Raw genomic sequence first — 18679 nt, forward strand, 5'->3', positions numbered from 1 at the left:
TCACACCTCCCCAGCCTCGCGGTTCGCGCTCTGCGAGCGCTCACCGCGTCCCTCGCGGGCTGGCTCGCGGCCGCCGGTGGCGGCCGCTCGCAGGCGCGCCGACCGCATCCGCCTTTTATAAGTAATCCTCGCCGTCGCTCACCGGTCAGTCGTGGCGGAAGCAGCGCGACCCGGTGAACGCCATCGCCATGTCGTGCTCGTCGGCGGCGGCGATCACGTCCTCGTCGTTGACGGAGCCGCCGGGCTGGATCACGGCCCCGATCCCGGCCTCGGCGGCCTCCTCGATGGCGTCCGGGAACGGGAAGAAGGCGTCAGAGGCCATCACGGCGCCCCCTGCGGACTTGCCCTCGGCGTCCTTCTCGGCCTTCATCGCCGCCAGCGTCACGGCGTCGACGCGCGACACCTGCCCCATCCCGACGCCGACCGTCTCGGTGCCGGTCGCGAACAGGACCCCGTTCGACTTGACGTGCTTGAGCGTCTTCCAGGCGAAGACCATCGTCTCCAACTGCTCGTCGGTGGGTTCGCGCTCGGTGACGACTTCCAGGTCCGCGGCGGTGGGCGACTGGCGGTCCCGCTCCTGCACGAGGCGGCCGCCGACGATCGGCTTCTCCGTGAACCGCTCGGCGAAGCGGTCGTCGCCCTCGCCTAGCGGGCCGACGTCGAGCACGCGGAGGTTCCCCTTCTCCCGGAGCACGTCGAGCGCGCTGTCGGTGTAGCCGGGCGCGACGACGACCTCTTTGAACGAGTCGGCGACCGCGGTCGCGGTGTCGGCGTCGCACTCGCGGTTCAGGGCGACGATGCCGCCGAACGCCGACTTCGCGTCGGTCCGGAGCGCGCGGTCGTACGCGTCCGCGAGCTCGTCGCTCGTCGCGCAGCCGGCGGGGTTCGTGTGCTTGATCACGGCGGCCGCGGGCTCGTCGAACTCCTTCACGAGGTTCAGGGCGGCGTCGGCGTCGTTGTAGTTGTTGTACCCCATCCCCTTCGAACCGGGGTTCAGCCGGTCGGCGCCGACGACGCTCGCCTCCTCGCAGCCGTCGTCCGCGTAGAGCGCGGCGTCCTGGTGCGGGTTCTCGCCGTATCGGAGCGTCGCGGCGCGCTCCTCGGAGGCGAACCGACGCTCCGGGAAGTCGCCGCCGGCGTCGCCCTCGACGGTCACGCCGACGGCGTCGCTGCCCTCGCGCTCCACCGTCACGCGGTCCTCGGCGAACCACCGGACCGCCCGCGGGTACGCCGTGAACTCCGCGTCGTGGAGCACCCGGTCCTTCAGCGAGTCGGCGTCGTCGTCGCCGTAGACGGGGACCGGCTCCTGGGTGACGATCGGGCCGTCGTCGATCGCCTCGGTGACGACGTGGACGGTACACCCCGTTGTCCGAACGCCCGCGTCCAGCACCTGCTCGTGGGCGTCCATCCCGGGGAACGCCGGGAGCAGCGAGGGGTGGACGTTCAGCGTCGTCGGCGCCGCGTCGAGGAACTCGTCGGTGAGCACGCGCATGTACCCGTCGAGGCAGACGAGGTCGAAGTCGTAGTCGGCGAGCCGGTCTAAGATTCGTCGCTCGTGGGACGCGCGCGACTCCCCCTCCTCGCGCTCGACGACCTCGGTCGGGATCCGTCGCTCCGTCGCGGCCTCCAACACGGGCGCCTGCTCCCGGTTCGTCAGGACGACCGACAGCTCCGCGCCGCCCGGAGCGGCGTCGGCGATGTGTCTGAGGTTCCGTCCCCGGTTGCTCGCGAGTCCGGCGAACTTCATACGCGAGTGGTCCGACCGATCGCGTATATCGATTGCGGTCCGTTCCGCCCGAGTATCCACGTTTGCGGATAGGATCGCCCGACCGGTCGCGAAAAGTGGGCTCACCTATCCACGTCCGTGCGCCACGCCATCGACACGTTTTTGCTGGCTCCGGGGGCAGTCGCGGACATGACGGACCACGCCATCTCGGGCCTGTCGCGGTCGGACCCCCTCGCGGCAGTCTCGCCGCTCGACGGGCGATACGCCTCGCGGACCGCGCCGCTGTCGCCGTACGCCAGCGAGGCCGCGCTGATGCGCGCCCGGACCCGCGTCGAGGTCGAGTACCTGATCGAGCTCGCCGCGCTCGACGAGACGCCGATCGCGCTCGATGACGACGCCGAGGCGGCGCTCCGCGACGTCTACGAGTCGTTCTCCGCCGAGGACGCGCGCCTGATCAAGGCGCTCGAAGTCGAGGGCGCCGAGGGGTACGCCGCGACCAACCACGACGTGAAGACGGTCGAGTACTTCCTGCGCGTCCGGCTGGACGAGGCGGACGACTCCGGGGCGGTCGACGACGCGGAGGCGCTGTACCCGTGGGTCCACTTCGGGCTCACCAGCGAGGACGTTAACAACCTCGCGCACCGGCTCCTGCTCAAGCCCGCGGTGAGCGAGGTGCTCGTGCCCGCGATCCGGGAGGTCCGGGACGCCTTGGTCGACCTCGCCCAGGAGCACCGCGGGACGCCGATGCTCGCCCGCACCCACGGCCAGCCCGCGACGCCGACCACGTTCGGCAAGGAGATGGCGGTGTACGCCTCTCGGCTCGGGCGCGCGCTCGGCCGCGTCGTCGTCGCGAACGGGGACCTCTCCGGGAAGCTGGCCGGCGCCTCGGGCACGTACGCCGCTCACGACGCCGCCTACCCCGACGTCGACTGGCGGGCGTTCTCCGAGTCGTTCGTGCGCGGGCTCGACTTGGAACACACGCCGCTCGCGACGCAGGTGAACCCCTGCGACGACCTCGCGGCGCTGTTCGACGCGCTCCGCGGCGTCAACAACGTGCTCCTCGACCTGGACCTGGACGCGTGGCTGTACGTCTCCGACCGGTACCTCGGCCAGCGGACCGTCGAGGGGGAGACCGGCTCCTCGACGATGCCGCACAAGGTGAACCCGATCGACTTCGAGAACAGCGAGGGGAACCTGTCGAAGGCGAACGGCGACCTCACCTTCCTCGCGGACTACGTGACTGGCTCGCGGCTCCAGCGCGACCTCTCGGACTCCACCGTCAAACGCAACGTCGGCGCCGCGCTCGCGCACTGTCTCATCGGCTACGGGAAAGCCGGGAACGGGCTCGCGAAGGTCGTTCCGAACGAGGCGGTGATGCGCGAGGAGCTCGCGGCGACCCCCGAGGTGATCGGCGAGGCCGTCCAGACGATCCTCCGACGCGAGGGCGACACCGACGCCTACGAGCGCGTGAAGGAGCTGACGCGCGGGCGGTCGGTGACGCTCGACGACTTTCGCGAGCTGTTCGGCGACCTCGACGTCGACGAGGACGTGCGCGAGGAGCTGCGGGCGCTGACGCCCGCGGGGTACGTCGGCGTGGCCGACGGACTCGTCGACGAGATCGACGAGTAGGCGTCGCGGTCGCGAGGGACGTCGCGATCGAGAGAGACGTCGCCGGCGTCGCACACCCCCACAAGAGGTTTGTCGGTCGCGCGTGCAGGTAGGGCTGATGCCCTCCGAAAACGACGACGACGTGGAGTACTCCGTCTTCGGCAACGACTCGGCCGACGCGTCGGGAACGCCCGACGATGAGACGCGGACCGATCCGGAAACCGTCGATCTCGGCGGCCGCGACGACGGCTGTCCGAAGTGCGGGAGCGAGGAGACCGAGACGGACGAGATCGCGACGAGCGGCACCGGCCTCACCAAGATGTTCGACGTGCAGAACCGCTCGTTCGTCGTGGTCTCCTGCGCGAACTGCGGCTACTCGGAGCTGTACAAGGGACAGTCGAAGGGGAACGCCATCGACTTCTTCGTCGGCTGAGAGCGACGCGGCGACATCCGTGGCCGCTCCGCCCCGTAGCGGCGCTTGAGACCGCCACATGACGCCGGGAGCGACCGATTTATGTCGACAGAGGAACCGGTTTCGACCGCGTATGGTCTCCCTCCGTCACCCCTCCGAGCTCCCCGTCGTCGGCGTCGTCGCCGACGGCCGCACGTACAGGCACCTGTTGTACCTCCTGCTCGCCGTCCCGCTCGGGTTCGTCTACTCGGCGGTCTTCACCTTCGGGGTCGCGTTCGGCCTGGCCCTGTCGGTCGCGCTCGTCGGGCTGGTGGTCCTGTTCGCGACGCTGATCGGCGCCCGGCTCGCCGCGGGACTGGAGCGGCGGCTCGCGAACGCGCTGCTCGGGACCCACCTACTGCGCCCGGACGACCTCGCCGCCGCGGACGGCGCGCTCGCGGGCGCCAGGAAGTACGTGGACGCGCCGTCGACGTGGCGGGGGCTCGGGTTCCTCTCGTTGAAGTTCTGGGTGAGCCTGCTCGCGTTCGTTCCCCTCGTCCTGCTCGCGAGCGCGCTGCCGCTGGTCGCCGCGCCGCTTCGGTACCCGTACACGGCCGATTTCGGCGAGGTCAACGGCGAGCCGGTGACGTGGGCGATCGACACCCTGCCGGAGGCGCTGGTCGCGCTCCCGCTCGGCGTCGCCGGCGTCCTCCTCGCGCTCCATCTCGCGAACCTCGCGGCGTACGTCGCTCGGCGGATGGCCCTCGCGCTGCTCGGTCGCCCCGAGCCGTCCGAGCCGCTTCCGGCGGTATCGGTGAGCGGCGACGAGGGCGGGAGCGACGGGGGCAACGGCGACGGCGACGGTGACACGGACGACGACGGTGACACGGGCGGCCACGGGACCGCCGGNNACCGCCGGCAACGGTGACACGGGCGACGACGAGGCCGACGCCTCCGGCGACTTCGACTTCGTCGACGACCCCGCTCCCGCCGACCGCGACGGCGACGCCCGCTGATCCGGGGACGGCTCCCCGAGCGACTTATTCGGCTGGGCTCGTCAAAGCGGATATGGCACCGACGTTGGTCAACGCCGCGTTCGGCGCGCTGCTCGCGGCCGCCCTGCTCGGCGCCGCGTTCGACCGGCGCTCGGTCGCGGTCATCGTCGTCGCCGCGGTGCTCCCGGACCTCGACGCGGTCGCGAGCCTCGCGGTCCCGGGCGCGACGAACGCCCTCCTCCACGCCGTCTGGCTCCCGCTCGCGGCCGGCGTCGCCCTCTACTGGGACACCGAACTGCGGGACGCCTCCCGGCTCCGCGAGCGGGCGGGGCGACGGGGCGTCCGGGTCGCGTGGGTCGCGCTCGCGGCGTTCCTCGTCGCCGGCGTCGGTCCGGACCTGTTCGGCAGCGAGGGGGTGAACCTGCTGTATCCGCTGGACGACGCCTACTACCTCGTCAGCGGGGGGTTCCTCCTCTCGACGGAGGACGGCGTCGTCCAGACGTTCGTCACGCTCGGGGGCGGGGGCCCTGGGATCCTCCCGCTGGAGGCGCTCGGCACGACGGAGTCGTACGCGATCCCGACGTTCGCGAACCCCGACGGCCGCCCGGGGCTCTCGCCGGGCGCCGAGCGCGAACTACACCTCGTCCGGACCGGCTGGCAGCTGGTCGTCGTCGCCGCCGCGGGCGCGCTGCTGGCGGTTCGGTTCCGGTGGGAGACCGACGACGACGACCCGGAGGCGATCCGGAGGTGACCCGATAGATGGTCTCGACGGTGGTCCACGCCGGGTTCGCGGTGCTGCTCGCCGCCGGGCTGCTCGACGACCGGTTCGATCGGCGGGCGATCGCGGTCCTGCTCCTCGTCCTCGTCGCCCCGGAGGTCGACAGCTTCCTCGGCCCGTTCATGTCGGGCGCCCACCGGACCGTCGGCCACACGCTCGTGATCCCCGGGGTCGCCGCGCTCCTGTTGTACTACGACACCCGGGTTCGGGAGACCTCGCTCGCGCGCGACCGGCTCTCGGCGCGGTGGGTCGCCGTCGCGTGGGCCGCGCTGTTCGCGCACGTCTTCGCGCACGTGGCGCTCGACTGGGTGCACCTCGACGGCGTGAACTACCTGTGGCCGCTCCGCGATCGGTTCCTCCGGCTCGAGGGGGAGATCCTGTTCTCGACCGCGGACGGGTTCGTCCAGACGTTCGTCGACCTCCGCGTCGACTCGGAGACCGGGGCGCGCACGGTCGACGCGGGGACCACGGGGACCACGGAGACCGTCCATATCAACAACCCCGTCCAGCCGCGCGATCCCGACGAGGCGATCGAGGAACCGGTCGAACGGATATTCCCGGTCGCGAACGCCGGCTGGCGGCTCTACCTGGTCGTGACGGGGCTCTTCGCGCTCGCCGCCCGACGACTGCAGGACCGGACCCCGCCGGAGGGCGAGTCGTGAGGGGGCCGCGGTCGGGGTAAAAGGCCCACATAGTATGGCGGGGCAGTGAATCCCTCGGAGACCGTACGGCCTCGCGATGAGCCCTCGTTCACGCGACGACGAGCGCCTCGCCGGCGAGGAGATCGCCGTGGTCGGCGCGGGGTTCGGCGGCCTCTCCGCCGCCGCGTACCTCGCCGACGCCGGCGCGGACGTGACGGTGTTCGAGCGCAACGAGCATCCGGGGGGGTACGCCGGCCGGATCGAGCGCGACGGCTTCCGGATCGACACCGGTCCCTCGTGGTACCTCATGCCGGAGGTGTTCGACCGCTTCTTCGGTCACTTCGGCCGGTCGACCGAGGAGTTCTACGAGCTGACCGAGCTGGACCCCCTCTACGAGGTCGTCTGGAAGGACGGCGACCGCGCGACGATGCCCGCGGACCGGGAGGGCCAGAAGGCGCTGTTCGAGTCGTACGAGGCGGGCGCCGGCGACCGGCTCGACGCGTACCTCGACGACGCCGCGGAGGCGTACGACCTCGGGATGGACCGGTTCGTCTACCCGAGCCGCTCGCGGCTCCGGGACATGGTCGATACGGACGTGTTGCGGTCGGGGCGCGCGCTCCCGAAGCTCCGGACGATGGACGACTACGTCGGCGACTACTTCGACCACGAGAAGCTGCGGCAGATCGCCGAGTACAAGCTCGTCTTCCTCGGCGGGTCGCCGTACAACACGCCGGCGATCTACACGCTGATGAGCCACGTCGACATGAACCTCGGCGTCTATCACCCGACCGGCGGCATCGCGAGCGTCGTCGACGGGATGGCGGCGCTCGCGACCGACCTCGGCGCCGAGATCCGCACGGGGACGCCGGTGCGCGCCATCGACCCCTCGGTCGCGGCGGTGGGACCGAAGTTCGACGTGGAGACTCCCGGGGCGACCGGCCGGTTCGACCGCGTGGTCGCGAACGCGGCGCCGCCGCACGTCGAGCGCGACCTCCTCTCCGACGAGCACGCGCGCCGCGAGGCGTACTGGGAGTCGCGGACGTACGCCCCCTCGGCGTTCCTCATGTACTTCGGCGTCGAGGGCGACGTCGACCTCGACCACCACGCGCTCGTGTTGCCGACCGACTGGCGCCCCCACTTCGAGAAGATCTTCGACGACCCGGCGTGGCCCGACGACCCGGCGTACTACGTCCACGTCCCCTCGAAGACGGACCCGGAGGCGGCGCCCGAGGGCCGCGAGGCGGTGTTCGCCCTCGTCCCGCTGGCGCCCGGACTCGACGACGACCCGGAGACCCGCGAGCGCTTCCGCGAGCTGGTGCTCGACGATCTGGCCGAGCACGCCGGCGTCGACTTCCGCGACCGGGTGGTGTTCGAGGAGACCGCCTGCGTCTCCGACTTCCGCGAGCGCTTCAACGCGCCCCGGGGCACCGCGCTCGCGCTCTCGCACACGCTCGGGCAGACCGGGCCGCTCCGGCCGGCGCATCGCGCCCCGGGCGTCGAGGGGCTCTACTACGTCGGCGCGTACACGAACCCCGGGATCGGGATGCCGATGTGTCTGCTCAGCGGCGAACACGTCGCCGAGGCCGTGATCGAGGACGCCGGCGGCGGGGTGTTGCCGTCGGTCGTGCCGACCTCGACGCTCCGGTAGGGGCGTTCGGGAGCTCAGCGCCCTGCGCCGCTCCCGTCGACCGCCTCTTGCACGGCGACCCAGTGCGTGATCGTCCCGTCGTCGCCCGGGAGGGGCCGGAGCGAGACGCGATTCAGGAACGGGGTGCCGTCGCGCCGGTGGTTCCACAGCTCGACCGTCACCGGCTCCCAGATCGACACCGCCTCGCGGAGGTCGGCGACGGCCGGGTCACTCGTTTTCGGCCCCTGTAACAGCCGCGGGTTGCGCCCGCGGAGCGCCGCGAGCGAGTAGCCGGTGAGCTCGCGAGTCGTCCGGTTCGCGTACAGGATCGGGGTGTCGCGGTACGCCGGCCCGCAGAGCGTGACGCCGAGCGGCGCGTCGTCGAGGAGCCGAACGCGCTCGATCAGGCGCCGACCGCGGTCGGTGAGGTCGTCCGAGTCGGCGATCGCGGCGGGCAGGGCCGCCTCCGAACGCGTCCGCGGGAGCCGGTGCGGGTCGAGCCCGCGCCTCGCGGAGGCGTCGCTGCCGTCGGTGGCGTCGGGGCGATGGCCGAGGAGGTCGCGGAACGCGCTCCGGGCGGACGCCTCGTCGCACGCCAGGAACTCCAGAATCGCTTCTCTGAGACCCATCGCGCCGTCAGAAGTCCCTGCCGGTCGCGTGCAGCAGGCCGTCCAGGCGGTCCGCCGTGACCTCGTGCGTCGACATGCAGTGATCCACGGGAGCGTCCCGCATCAATCCGCGGTAACACCCACGTCAGTCGCCGGCCCCGTGGGAGGCGGAGACTAAAAGAGCGGTTTGGGAATCCCGACCCGTTATCCCGGACGGCGCGGAAGGGCGACGCGTGCAACGGAACATACAGCAGGCGAGTCGACCCCGCGGGCTCGCCACGGAGACGTGCACGCTCTCGGACGGCCGGACGCTCGCCTACGCCGTCGGCGGAGACGAGGGCGGGACGCCGGTCGTCGCGCACCACGGAACCCCGGGGTCGCGGCTGTTCGCGGCGCTCCTCTCCGAGGCCGCGGCCGGGGAGGGCGTTCGCCTCCTCGTTCCGGACCGACCGGGCTACGGGCGTTCGTCGGCGCCGCCGGTCGGCTGTGAGTGGCGCGACTGGCGGGGAGACTTAGGGGCGCTCCTCGACGCGGAGTCGGTCGACGACGCCGGGGTCGTGGGCTTTTCCGGCGGCGGCCCGTTCGCGCTCGCGGCCGCGGCGGACGAGCGGGTCGATCGCGTCGGGCTTGTCAGCAGCGTCGTGCCCCCGTCCGATGTCGGCCTCGTCAAGCTGTCGCGGATCCCCCTCGCCGTCCGCGTCCTCTTCCGGCTGTCGGGCGCGTACGCGTCTGTGGCCGGCCCCGAGGCGGTCGTCGGTCAGTACACCGACCGCTCGGTGTCGGAGGCCGTCTCGCGGGCGGTCGCCGACGACTTCCGCGAGGCCCTGCGGCCGGGAGCGAAGGCCGTCGCCCGGGAGAACCGGTGGTTCGGCGACGAGTGGGCCGGCCTGGACCGGCCGTCGGCCACCGTCCGCGCCTGGCACGGGACCCGCGACGAGAACGCGCCGCTATCGGCGGTGCGAGCGTTCGCGGATGAGACCGACGCGGGGCTCGCGACCTCCGAGACCGACCACCTCGGAACCCTCCTCGACCGTCAGAGCGAGGTGTTGCGGTGGGTCAGCGGCGCGTGACGGAATTCGAACCGCGATTAGAGTAGCGTCGCTGGCGGAACAACGAACACGGACGGACTCGCGGGGGTCCCGTGAGCAGAGAGGGACCGCAGGTCCCTCATGCAGCCGGCGCGAAGCGCCGGCGATGCTAGCGAACGGGACCACGCGAGGGAACGAGACGAACGAAGCGAGTCGAGTGGACTCGCGGGGATTTTGAACCGGAGCCAGACGTGCTCGCTCACTCCGTTCGCTGCGCGCGACTGGCAGGGTTCAAATCCCGGCTCGTTGCAGTGTCGCGCCGCTCGCGGTGTTGCTCGCGGCGCAAAAACATGGACTCGCGGGGGTCCCGTGAGTGAAACGAACGGGACCACGCGAGGGAACGACTGAACGACCGAAGGGAGTGAAGGAGTGGACTCGCGGGGATTTGAACCCCGGGCCTTCCCCGTGCCAGGGGGATGATCTACCACTGATCTACGAGCCCTCGTACGCGTTCCATCGTTCCCCGCTGGATATATTAAGGCCTTCGACTCGGCGACGGCGGGGACACCGCGTCGCACGCGGACCGCCCGCTCCTCAGATCCGTTCGGAGTCGACGTACACGTCGAGGTCGACGTTCCGGGTCGACCCCTCTAGGTCGCGGACGGCGCGCTGGACGACGCGCTCGGCCTCGGTACGGATGAGCGGGACCGCCTTCTTGACCACCCAGTCGAAGGAGACGAGCCGCGGGAGGTCGAGCGCGTCCGGGCTGGCCGACCCGGGGTCGAACTCGACTTCGAGCGCGACCTCGCAGACCGGCGAGTCGACGGCGTCGGTCTCGGCGTCGCCGTCGGACTCGGGGTCCGGCCCCGTCGATGTCACGCGCCAGCGCCCGCCGGCGTCGATGTCTTTCGTGATCTCCCAGTCGATCCGCTCCGGCGGCTCGACGCCCGTCACCCGCGAGTGGGCCGTGTAGGTGATCTTCCACCACGCGAACCGGAGCGCGTAGCGGGTTCCGGGGCCACCGTCGCCCTCGATCGTCCGCACGTCGTCGAGGTACTTCGAGTAGCGGGCGTACCCCGGGAAGTCGAGCAGGAACTCGTACACCTCCTCGACGTCGGCGTACACCTCGGTGCTCACGACGAGTTCGTCCACGCAGAGACGTTCGGGCGGCGCGTAATAAGCGGTCCGGCGATGGAACGATTGAGAGGGTTGGATCGGTCGTCCGGTCGGGACAGCGAGTGGGGACAGGGATTCGGCCGCTTGCTTATAAAACGCCGACTGCGCGACGAACGCCTCCAAAGCCCCAGTCGGCTCCGGTCGAGGGGCTCGCTGCGCTCCTCAGTCGCTCGTTTCACTCGCTCCTTGCGGTGTCGCCGGCGGCGAAGCCGCCGGCTGCCCGTGGCGCTACGCGCCACGCTGCTTGCGTCGCCCGTCTTCCCGGAGCCGACTGCCCCTTTGAGTCCCACCCCAACCGCACCGCAACCGCGCCTCGCGCCTCCCCAGCCTCGTCGGTCGTCCTCCGCGTTGCTCCGGACGACCGACTCCCTCGCGCACGCTGCTCGCGCCCGACGGGCGCTCGCAGGTGCGCGCCGCCGCGGAATTGTTTATATTTATAGCGTGTAGTCGTGCTCGCCCGTCTCGGAGTCGAGGAACGCCGTCAGCAGGTCGATCGTCGCCGCGACGTCGTCGCCGTCGGCGGTCTCGGTGACGGTGTGGAGGTAGCGCGTCGGGATCGAGATGGCCCCGACGGGCTTCGCGCCGGCGGTGTTCTGGAAGCCGGCGGTGTCGGTGCCGCCCGCGGGCAACACCTCGTGCTGGTGGTCGATCCCCTCCGCCTCGGCCACGTCGGTCAGTCGGCCGTGGACCTTCGGGCTGGTGATCACCGAGGAGTCCTTGAGCTTGATCGCGGTCCCCTCGCCCAGCTCGGTGACGGCGTCGGCCGGCTCCCCGATCTGGGGGACGTCGTTGGCGACGGTGACGTCGAGGGCGACGGCGAGATCCGGATCGATGTCGACGCCGAGCGCATTCGCGCCTCGGAGCCCCACCTCCTCCTGTACGGTCGCCGCGAAGTGGATCGTCACGTCGGGGTCGTCGGTCCGGCGGGCGGCCTCCAGCATCGCGAACACGCAGATCCGGTCGTCGAGCGCCTTGCCGGTCACCCGGTCACCCATCCGCGTCGTCGTCTGGTCGAGCGTGACCAGGTCGCCGACGCCGACGAGCTCGGCCACGTCCTCGCCGTCGCGGCCGAGGTCGATGTACACGTCTTTCACCTCGTCGTCTTTCTCCTGCTGCTCCTCGGTGAGCGTGTGGGGCGGCACGGAGCCGATGACGCCGGTGAGGTCCTCGTCCCCGTGGACCGTGACGCGCTGGGCGCGGAGCACGCGGGCGTCGAACCCGCCGAGCGGGTCGACCTGCACGAACCCCTCGTCGGTGACGTGCCGGACCATGAAGCCGATCTCGTCCATGTGGGCCGCGACCGCGACCGAGTAGTCCGAGTCGCCCTCGACGGTGCCGACGACGTTCCCCATCGCGTCGGTGCGGACCCGGTCGGCGGTGTCGGCGAGCTCGCGGCGGACGATCTCGCGGACGTCGTCCTCGTATCCCGGAACACCGCGGGCCTCGGTCAGCTCTCGTAACAGCTCGAAGTCGAAGTCGAACGACATGCGCGACGGTTGGCGCCCAGCGACAAAGGTGGAGAGGTTCCGGCACGACAGTCGGCGTTCTCCGGAGCGGGCCGCCGACGGTTCGTCGGCGCCGCGTCGTCGTTCGAGAACCTCAAACTCGTTTATCGTTGTTCCGCAACGCTTTTGCGGTGGCTCGCGGGATGGAAGAGTATGAGTGACGTCAGATCGGAACTCCGCGAACAGTTCCTCGACGCCTTCGGCGGCGCCGACTTCCCCGTCGAGAACCAGATGGACCTCGTCCCGGCGCTCCCGAACGGTCCGGCCACGAAGTTCGAGGCCGGCGACGTGAGCCTCACGGCGATGGAGATGGCCGCGAAGCTGGGCAGCGAACAGGAGTTCCCCTACGAGACCCCCGAAGCGCTCGTCGACGACATCCTCGACGGCCTCGAGGCGAAGGGGATCCTCTGACGCCGGCGCTCCTTTTGTCGGTAGTCGGCTCTCGCCCGTAGCGCGCCGCTCGCCGACCCCTCGCCGACCCCTCGCGATCCCGGCGAGGGGTTGATAGGCGACGAGCCGTTATCTGGATCGTGGTCGTCGAGCTCATCAGCGCGGTGCCGCCGTGGATCCTCCTCGGAGTCGCGCTCGGCGGGATCGCCTCCGCCTTCGCGGCGGTCGCCTTCTACCTCGGGAACCGGTTCGTCGCCCCGAGCGTCGCCGCGGCCGGCGAAGGCGAGACCGCCGCGGGCGACGAACGACGACGCCGGGAGATCCGCGAGTACCTGACGGCCATCGACGAGCGGTTCCGCGAGGACCACCCGCTCGGCGAGGTGGCCGTCCCCTTCTACCTCCCCGAGCGCGGCGTCGCCATCACGTTCGACGCGCACGACTACTTCCGGCTGGAGGGAGAGGGCGTCTACACCGTCCTCTGCGAGCACGAGATGCCGGGTCGGGGGCTCGGTCGCCGCCTCCCGTTCGACGTTATCGAGCCGGACTGGGGGCCGGACCCGTCGGTCGAACGCGGCGGCCGCGACCCGGTGGCGGCGGCGTTCGCGGAGCTCGACGTCGCCCGCGACGCCGACGCAGACGAGGTGAAACGGGCCTACCGCGAGCGGGTCAAGGAGACGCACCCCGACCAAGGCGGCGACGAGGAGTCGTTCCGCCGCGTCCGCGAGGCGTACGCGACCGCCCGCAACCACGCCGGCGGCGCGGGCGAGGAGGCCGGCCGGGGCCGTCCCGCCGCCCGGACCGATCGTGCCGATTCCCCGGCGGGCTTCGGTCGGTGACGGGGGGCGACCGGTGACGGGGAGCGATCGATGACCGGGGGCGATCGATGACCGGGACCGCGTTCGGCGAGCGCGCGGCCTACCTCGACCGCCACGACGCGCTCGTCGTGGCCGACCTCCACGTCGGCCGCGGAGAGGCCTCCGCGGTGTCGCTCCCGATCGGCGAGCGGGAGGACCTCGTCGATCGGCTCCGGGGACACCTCGCTCGGTTCGACCCCGCCGCCGTCGTCGTCGCGGGCGACGTCGTCCACACGTTCGACCGCGTCACCGACCGGAGCCTCGGGACGCTGGAGGCGCTCCGCGACGCCTGCGAGGCGAGCGGCGCCGCCCTCGAACTCGTCGCCGGCAACCACGACACCGCCCTCGCGAACGCGTGGGACGACCCGATTCACGAGGAGTACCTTCTCGGTCCGGCCCGGCACGGGGAGAGCGGGAGCGGGAACGAGATCGAGAGCGACGATGGCGACGGTCCCCCGCGCACCGTCGTCTGCCACGGCCACGAGGCGCCGTCGACGGCGGCCGACCGGTACGTGATCGGTCACGTCCACCCGACGATCGAGATCGAGGGCGACCGCCGGCCCTGTTTCCTCGACGGCGAGGGCGTCTACCGCGGGGTCGACCTCCTCGTCCTGCCCGCCTTCACCCGGCTCGCCCCGGGCGTGGCGGTCAACGACATGCGAACGGGGGCGTTCGACTCCCCGCTCGTCACCGACGCGGACCGGCTGGCGCCGGTCGTGGTGGACCCCGACGCGAGCGATGCGGAGGGGTCGCTCCGATTCCCGCCGCTGGGAGAGTTCCGCGAGCTGTTGTGAACGCTTTTATCGACGCGGGAGTATTCAGACGATTCGGTTCCATCCGAAGCCGAAGTTCTCACCGTAACGAACGTTTATGACGGGGCTGCGAGATAATATGTCACATGCAAGCAGCCAGACTCCACGAGTACACCGACGACATGAGCGAGGGACTCACGATCGACGACGTAGACCGGCCGCACGCGGCGGGCGCGAGCGACGTGATCGTCGAGGTCGAGGGCGCCGGCTGGTGCCAGACGGACAACCACATCATCGAGGGGATGTGGACGGAGTACGTCCCGCAGGATCTCCCGCTGACCCTGGGCCACGAGAACGCGGGCACCGTCGTCGAGACGGGCGAGGACGTCGAGATCGTCTCCGAGGGCGACCCGGTGATCTGCCACCCGGTCCAGACCTGCGGCACCTGCCGCCCCTGCCGCCTCGGCGAGACGATGCACTGCGAGAACAGCGCGTTCAACGGCCTCACCCACGACGGCGGCTTCGCCGAGTACCTGCACACCAGCGAGCGCTCGGTGATCCCGCTCCCGTCCGGCGTCGAACCGATCGACATCGCGCCCCACGCCGACGCCGGAATCACGGCGTATCACGCGGCGAAGAAGGCGGTCGCCGACCTCAACCCGGGCGACCACGCGGTCGTCATCGGGGTCGGGGGGCTGGGCCACATCGGACTCCAGTGTCTGAGCGCGATGAGCGCGGCCCAGATCACCGCCGTCGACCTCAAGCAGTCGGCGCTGGACCTGGCCGACGGCTACGGGGCCGACCACCTGATAAACCCCTCCGAGTCGGACGTTCCGGCGGAGATCGAGGGGATCACCGACGGCACGGGCGCCGCGCAGGTGCTCGACTTCGTCGGCGCGGACGTGACGACGGGCTACGCGCCCGACATCACCGCCGGCGGCGGCGACCACCACATCATCGGCTACGGCGGGCACGTCCACGAGCCGTCGCAGGCCCTGGTGAACGGCGAGTTCTCCTTCGTCGGCAACATCGTCGGTCGGTACGCCGAGCTCCAGGAGCTGGTCGCGCTCGTCGAGCAGGGCGACGTCGACCTCCACACGAGTCGGTACGACCTCGGCGACGTGAACACGGTCGCCGAGAAGCTCGAACACCGCGAGATCGACGGGCGCGCCGTGATCACCCCCTGAGTCGGGAGCCGACTGCCGAGCGCAGGCCCGACCCGCAGAAGATTTTTATCGATCGTTGTGGAGCCCCCGAGTATGGACCGCAGAGCCCTCCTCTCCGCGATCGGCGGATCCGTCGCCGCACTCTCCGGGTGTGCCGGAGCTGATCCGGGCGTTGGTCAGACGCCGAACGGGACCGACGACGGGTCGGCGGCGGCCGACGGGGAGCGATCGTCCGGCGGTGACGAGTCCGGCGCGTCCCTCGCCGTCGAGCTCCGAACGGTGTCGCACGTCGTCACCGCGTACGAGCCGTCGCCGAGCCGCGGGATCGACCCGGCGCACGTCGTCCCCGAATCCGAGGTCCCGGCCGCGCTGCGCGACCCCCTCGCCGAGGCCCGCGACGGGCGGTTCGAGACCGACGACCCGAGCGACGCGCTGCTGGCCGCGGTCGACGAGTTCCGCGTGTACGACCGCGGCGAGCTCAGGCCGTACGTCGAGCTGGACGGGACGCGCTACGCGTTCGACCCGAGGCTTCCGACGTTCACCGCAGAGCTCGTCGACGAGGAGGCCGAGGGGGACGACGAGGACCGCGTCCTCCGGGATGCGGGGCGGCGCGGCGACCTCGGCTCCGAGGCCGTCGAGCGGTTCGTCAACGCCCTGACGGCGTACGGTCCGAACGCGGCCCGCGGGGAGTACCGCCGGTGCGTCCGCCCGGACGCCGTCGCCGCGTTCCTCGACGAGTACGACTACCTGGAGGACGGACGCGGCGTCTCCCGGATCGAGACGACCGTCGAGAACGAGGAGCCGCCGTACGCGATCACGGCGCGCGAACTGACCGAGAGAGACATGTGGGACCGGCCGGTAGTCGACGAGTCGGCGCTCGACGGCGAGGTGGTGTCGCTCTTCGAGCGCGCGCTGGCGTCGTCGCACCGGGAGCCGGCGTTGACGACTCCCGATCGCAGTCAGTACTTCACCGACGCGGTGCCGGACGCCTACGGGGACGTCGCCGCGGCGTACGACGAGCCGCCGTATTACCGGCTCGACGGGACCGTGTACGACATTATCGTCGGGGAGCCGCGGTACGACCGACTCCCGGTGTCGGTCTCGGTCGCGGCGAGCGAGAGCGCGGCGAGCGAGAGCGCGGACCGAGGGTTCACCCTCACGGTCGCGCCGGCGCCCGAGAACGTCGACGTCGACGTCGAGGGACCGTACACCTTCACGAGCCGGGGCGCGCTGCCGAGCGCGCTCTGGGTGTTTCACGACGGGGAGCGGAGGGAGCTGGATATCGTCGAGACCGAGGGCATCGAGGGGCCGCGGCCGAGGCGCAGCGACGGCGAGGCGCTGGAGTCGCTCGACGCGGGCGACGAGATGGCCGCGACGTACGCGGTCCCCGAGGCGCTCCCCGAGGGCTCGTACGTCAGCCGCGGCCTGTTCCGCGTCTCCTGGGGCGTCCCGGACCAGACGCCGGAGGAACACGGGGCGTACCCGTTCGAGCTGGAGGTCGCGGTCGAATGAGCCGAGGCGGCAGTCCGCCCGACGGTCGGGGGAGCCGCCGCGGAGGAGGCTCAATTCGGCGTTTCAGTTACGGGAACCGTTTTGGTTCGCTTCCACGACGTACGAGTATGGACGACTCTCTCCGGACCGAAGCGGGACTCCCGTCGTCGCAGCGGTGGGCGCTGCTCGCCGGCGTCTACGCGTTCGGCTGTGCGACCCTCACGGCGTTCGTGCTCTCCGACGCGCTCGGCCTCTTCGCGGAGGTGATCGGCCTCCCGACCGCGTTCTCGATGCCGCTTCTCGCGACGCCGGCGCTCGTCGTCGGCGCGGTCGTCTGGTGGGCGCTCGTCGAGCGACCGGGGAGCCTCACCTACCCGCGCGGGGCCGCGTTCGGGCTGCTCACCGCGCTCGTCACCGGCGCCCTCTGGACGGTCCGGTTCGCGTTCGTCTGGGGACCGGAGATGCTCACGGCCGGCCCCGTGCCGCTGCTCATCGGGTTCGTGCTCGGCATGGTCGCCGTCGCGGGCGTCCTCGTCGGTCTCCCGATCACGTACGTCCGCCGGCGCAGCCGGGAGCGGTCGGACGCCGCCGCGACCGCTAACTCCTTGTGACCGGCGCGCACACCGATCGGTCATGGACGAGAACGGCGCCGACGCCGCCGGCTCCCCCGATTCCGCGACCGACCCGCTCGCCGACGCCGACGTTTTCAGGCTGCTCGGGCCGGACGGCAGTCCCCTGCCGGACGCGGCGGTCCCGGACCTCTCCGACGAGCGGTTCCGCGCGATCTACCGCGATCTGGTCGTCACGCGCCGCTTCGACGAGCGGGCGGTCAGCCTCCAGCGGCAGGGGCGGATCGGGACGTACGCGCCCTGCGCGGGACAGGAGGGGTCGGCGGTCGGGTCGACCCACGCGCTCGCCGACCGCGACCTGATAAGCTACCAGTACCGCGAGCACGGCGCGGTCGTCGTCCGCGACCTGCTCTCCGAGTACCTCCCCTACTGGATGGGTCACGAGTCCGGGACCGAGGCGATCGCCGACGGCAACGTGTTCCCGCTGAACATCGGCATCGGAGCGCACCTGCCGCACGCGGTCGGCGCCGCGTGGGCGTTCGACTACCGCGACGAGGACCGGGTCTCGGTCGCGCACTTCGGGGACGGCGCGACCAGCGAGGGCGACTTCCACGAGGCGATGAACTTCGCGGGCGTCTTCGACACGCCGACGCTCTTCTGCTGTCACAACAACGGGTGGGCGATCTCGATCCCCCAATCGCGCCAGACCGCGAGCGAAACCTTCGCCGAGAAGGCGACCGCCTACGGGTTCGACGGCGTCCGGGTCGACGGGATGGACCCGCTCGCGAGCTACGTCGTCACGCGGGAGGCGGCCGAGCGCGCCCGGGCCGGGGGCGAGGGACCGGCGGACGCGTCCGCCGACACCCCCCGCCCCGCCCTGATCGAGTTCGTCGAGTACCGATTCGGCGCGCATACCACCGCCGACGACCCGACCGCCTACCGCGACCCCGACGACGTCGATCCGTGGCGCGCGCTCGACCCGCTCGACCGCATGGAGGCGTTCCTGCGGGAGACCGGGCGGATCGACGACGAGGGCGTCGCGGCGATCCGCGAGGAGGCCGACGACGTCGTCGCCGACGCGATCGACGTCGCGGAGTCGATCGAGGCCGATCCGACCGACATGTTCGACCACGCGTACGCCGACCTCCCGCCCGAGATCCGCCGCCAGCGCGACGAGTTGCTCGCGGCGATCGACGAGCACGGCGAGGGGTCGTTCCACCGAGAGGAGTAGGCGCTGCGGAGCGCGACGCTACTTATAAATAGTCGCCCGCGGCCGCGGCCGCCGTTCGGCCGCTCTCCAGCGCGCCCTGGATCGACGACCACGCCGTGTAGTCGCCGGCGAGAACGACGGGGCCCTCGGGGTCGTCGGGGTCG

Annotated in this window: 19 protein-coding genes and 1 tRNA gene; 14 read left to right on the forward strand and 6 right to left on the reverse strand. The window is 71.3% G+C overall.

Features of this window, described 5'->3' with window-relative positions; translation table 11 throughout:
* Positions 1 to 145: 145 nt before the first annotated feature.
* Entirely contained in the window at positions 146 to 1747 is a 1602-nt protein-coding gene (purN, locus tag DJ81_RS08715) for a phosphoribosylglycinamide formyltransferase (RefSeq protein ID WP_094589306.1), read from the reverse strand.
* 168 nt (positions 1748 to 1915) lie between these two features.
* Here purN and purB point away from each other — a divergent pair, with 168 nt between their 5' ends.
* The 6 genes from purB to DJ81_RS08745 all read left to right on the forward strand — a co-directional run bounded on the left by purB (position 1916) and on the right by DJ81_RS08745 (position 7787).
* Positions 1916 to 3355, forward strand: coding sequence for an adenylosuccinate lyase (purB, locus tag DJ81_RS08720; RefSeq protein WP_094589309.1), 1440 nt, complete (start codon positions 1916 to 1918; stop codon positions 3353 to 3355).
* 97 nt (positions 3356 to 3452) lie between these two features.
* Complete coding sequence (locus DJ81_RS08725; RefSeq protein WP_094526529.1) at positions 3453 to 3767, forward strand: zinc ribbon domain-containing protein; 315 nt, start codon at positions 3453 to 3455, stop codon at positions 3765 to 3767.
* 112 nt (positions 3768 to 3879) lie between these two features.
* Positions 3880 to 4653 carry a sensor domain-containing protein gene (locus tag DJ81_RS08730; protein WP_094589311.1) on the forward strand — a complete coding sequence of 258 codons (774 nt, stop codon included), beginning with the start codon at positions 3880 to 3882 and terminating at the stop codon, positions 4651 to 4653.
* A gap of 140 nt (positions 4654 to 4793) precedes the next feature.
* Entirely contained in the window at positions 4794 to 5471 is a 678-nt protein-coding gene (locus DJ81_RS08735) for a hypothetical protein (protein ID WP_094589313.1), read from the forward strand.
* An 8-nt stretch (positions 5472 to 5479) separates the two neighbouring features.
* Positions 5480 to 6160, forward strand: coding sequence for a metal-dependent hydrolase (locus DJ81_RS08740; RefSeq protein ID WP_094589314.1), 681 nt, complete (start codon positions 5480 to 5482; stop codon positions 6158 to 6160).
* Between the two features lie 76 nt (positions 6161 to 6236).
* Positions 6237 to 7787 carry an NAD(P)/FAD-dependent oxidoreductase gene (locus DJ81_RS08745; RefSeq protein ID WP_094524573.1) on the forward strand — a complete coding sequence of 517 codons (1551 nt, stop codon included), beginning with the start codon at positions 6237 to 6239 and terminating at the stop codon, positions 7785 to 7787.
* A gap of 14 nt (positions 7788 to 7801) precedes the next feature.
* Here DJ81_RS08745 and DJ81_RS08750 read toward each other — a convergent pair whose 3' ends face one another.
* Positions 7802 to 8395, reverse strand: coding sequence for a PAS domain-containing protein (locus tag DJ81_RS08750; RefSeq protein ID WP_094524574.1), 594 nt, complete (start codon positions 8393 to 8395; stop codon positions 7802 to 7804).
* A gap of 212 nt (positions 8396 to 8607) precedes the next feature.
* Here DJ81_RS08750 and DJ81_RS08755 point away from each other — a divergent pair, with 212 nt between their 5' ends.
* On the forward strand, positions 8608 to 9444 hold the full coding sequence (locus DJ81_RS08755) for an alpha/beta hydrolase (protein ID WP_249269111.1): 837 nt from the start codon (positions 8608 to 8610) through the stop codon (positions 9442 to 9444).
* Between the two features lie 388 nt (positions 9445 to 9832).
* Here the strand turns inward: DJ81_RS08755 and DJ81_RS08760 are convergent.
* The 3 genes from DJ81_RS08760 to DJ81_RS08770 all read right to left on the reverse strand — a co-directional run bounded on the left by DJ81_RS08760 (position 9833) and on the right by DJ81_RS08770 (position 12065).
* Positions 9833 to 9904 (reverse strand) — tRNA-Ala (locus DJ81_RS08760).
* A 92-nt stretch (positions 9905 to 9996) separates the two neighbouring features.
* A complete protein-coding gene (locus tag DJ81_RS08765) occupies positions 9997 to 10554 on the reverse strand; it encodes an SRPBCC family protein (protein ID WP_094589315.1) in 558 nt (185 codons plus the stop codon).
* A gap of 458 nt (positions 10555 to 11012) precedes the next feature.
* Positions 11013 to 12065 carry a M42 family metallopeptidase gene (locus DJ81_RS08770; RefSeq protein WP_094589316.1) on the reverse strand — a complete coding sequence of 351 codons (1053 nt, stop codon included), beginning with the start codon at positions 12063 to 12065 and terminating at the stop codon, positions 11013 to 11015.
* A gap of 171 nt (positions 12066 to 12236) precedes the next feature.
* Here DJ81_RS08770 and DJ81_RS08775 point away from each other — a divergent pair, with 171 nt between their 5' ends.
* From DJ81_RS08775 to DJ81_RS08805, 7 genes are all read left to right on the forward strand, one after another.
* Complete coding sequence (locus DJ81_RS08775; protein WP_094524577.1) at positions 12237 to 12494, forward strand: MTH865 family protein; 258 nt, start codon at positions 12237 to 12239, stop codon at positions 12492 to 12494.
* A 119-nt stretch (positions 12495 to 12613) separates the two neighbouring features.
* On the forward strand, positions 12614 to 13309 hold the full coding sequence (locus tag DJ81_RS08780; protein ID WP_094589317.1) for a J domain-containing protein: 696 nt from the start codon (positions 12614 to 12616) through the stop codon (positions 13307 to 13309).
* A gap of 47 nt (positions 13310 to 13356) precedes the next feature.
* Positions 13357 to 14121, forward strand: a complete 765-nt coding sequence (locus DJ81_RS08785) for a metallophosphoesterase (RefSeq protein ID WP_094526536.1) — start codon at positions 13357 to 13359, stop codon at positions 14119 to 14121.
* 104 nt (positions 14122 to 14225) lie between these two features.
* Positions 14226 to 15266, forward strand: a complete 1041-nt coding sequence (locus DJ81_RS08790; protein WP_094589328.1) for an NAD(P)-dependent alcohol dehydrogenase — start codon at positions 14226 to 14228, stop codon at positions 15264 to 15266.
* A gap of 72 nt (positions 15267 to 15338) precedes the next feature.
* Positions 15339 to 16757, forward strand: a complete 1419-nt coding sequence (locus DJ81_RS08795) for a hypothetical protein (RefSeq protein WP_094589335.1) — start codon at positions 15339 to 15341, stop codon at positions 16755 to 16757.
* Positions 16758 to 16864: 107 nt separating this feature from the next.
* A complete protein-coding gene (locus DJ81_RS08800) occupies positions 16865 to 17347 on the forward strand; it encodes a hypothetical protein (RefSeq protein ID WP_094589336.1) in 483 nt (160 codons plus the stop codon).
* Positions 17348 to 17369: 22 nt separating this feature from the next.
* Positions 17370 to 18536, forward strand: coding sequence for a thiamine pyrophosphate-dependent dehydrogenase E1 component subunit alpha (locus DJ81_RS08805; RefSeq protein WP_094526540.1), 1167 nt, complete (start codon positions 17370 to 17372; stop codon positions 18534 to 18536).
* A gap of 22 nt (positions 18537 to 18558) precedes the next feature.
* Here DJ81_RS08805 and DJ81_RS18775 read toward each other — a convergent pair.
* Positions 18559 to 18679, reverse strand: a 121-nt coding sequence (locus DJ81_RS18775; protein ID WP_141212555.1) for an FAD-dependent oxidoreductase, incomplete at its 5' end; no start/stop codon positions are given.

Source organism: Halorubrum sp. Hd13 (assembly GCF_002252755.1).
Lineage (GTDB): Archaea > Halobacteriota > Halobacteria > Halobacteriales > Haloferacaceae > Halorubrum.

Excerpts from the sequence above, each read along its gene's own strand:
- purN (WP_094589306.1), bottom strand. The coding sequence starts at position 1,747 with ATGAAGTTCGCCGGACTCGCGAGCAACCGGGGACGGAACCTCAGACAC.
- purB (WP_094589309.1), top strand. The coding sequence starts at position 1,916 with ATGACGGACCACGCCATCTCGGGCCTGTCGCGGTCGGACCCCCTCGCG.
- DJ81_RS08725 (WP_094526529.1), top strand. The coding sequence starts at position 3,453 with ATGCCCTCCGAAAACGACGACGACGTGGAGTACTCCGTCTTCGGCAAC.
- DJ81_RS08735 (WP_094589313.1), top strand. The coding sequence starts at position 4,794 with ATGGCACCGACGTTGGTCAACGCCGCGTTCGGCGCGCTGCTCGCGGCC.
- DJ81_RS08740 (WP_094589314.1), top strand. The coding sequence starts at position 5,480 with ATGGTCTCGACGGTGGTCCACGCCGGGTTCGCGGTGCTGCTCGCCGCC.
- DJ81_RS08745 (WP_094524573.1), top strand. The coding sequence starts at position 6,237 with ATGAGCCCTCGTTCACGCGACGACGAGCGCCTCGCCGGCGAGGAGATC.
- DJ81_RS08750 (WP_094524574.1), bottom strand. The coding sequence starts at position 8,395 with ATGGGTCTCAGAGAAGCGATTCTGGAGTTCCTGGCGTGCGACGAGGCG.
- DJ81_RS08770 (WP_094589316.1), bottom strand. The coding sequence starts at position 12,065 with ATGTCGTTCGACTTCGACTTCGAGCTGTTACGAGAGCTGACCGAGGCC.
- DJ81_RS08775 (WP_094524577.1), top strand. The coding sequence starts at position 12,237 with ATGAGTGACGTCAGATCGGAACTCCGCGAACAGTTCCTCGACGCCTTC.
- DJ81_RS08785 (WP_094526536.1), top strand. The coding sequence starts at position 13,357 with ATGACCGGGACCGCGTTCGGCGAGCGCGCGGCCTACCTCGACCGCCAC.
- DJ81_RS08790 (WP_094589328.1), top strand. The coding sequence starts at position 14,226 with ATGCAAGCAGCCAGACTCCACGAGTACACCGACGACATGAGCGAGGGA.
- DJ81_RS08795 (WP_094589335.1), top strand. The coding sequence starts at position 15,339 with ATGGACCGCAGAGCCCTCCTCTCCGCGATCGGCGGATCCGTCGCCGCA.
- DJ81_RS08800 (WP_094589336.1), top strand. The coding sequence starts at position 16,865 with ATGGACGACTCTCTCCGGACCGAAGCGGGACTCCCGTCGTCGCAGCGG.
- DJ81_RS08805 (WP_094526540.1), top strand. The coding sequence starts at position 17,370 with ATGGACGAGAACGGCGCCGACGCCGCCGGCTCCCCCGATTCCGCGACC.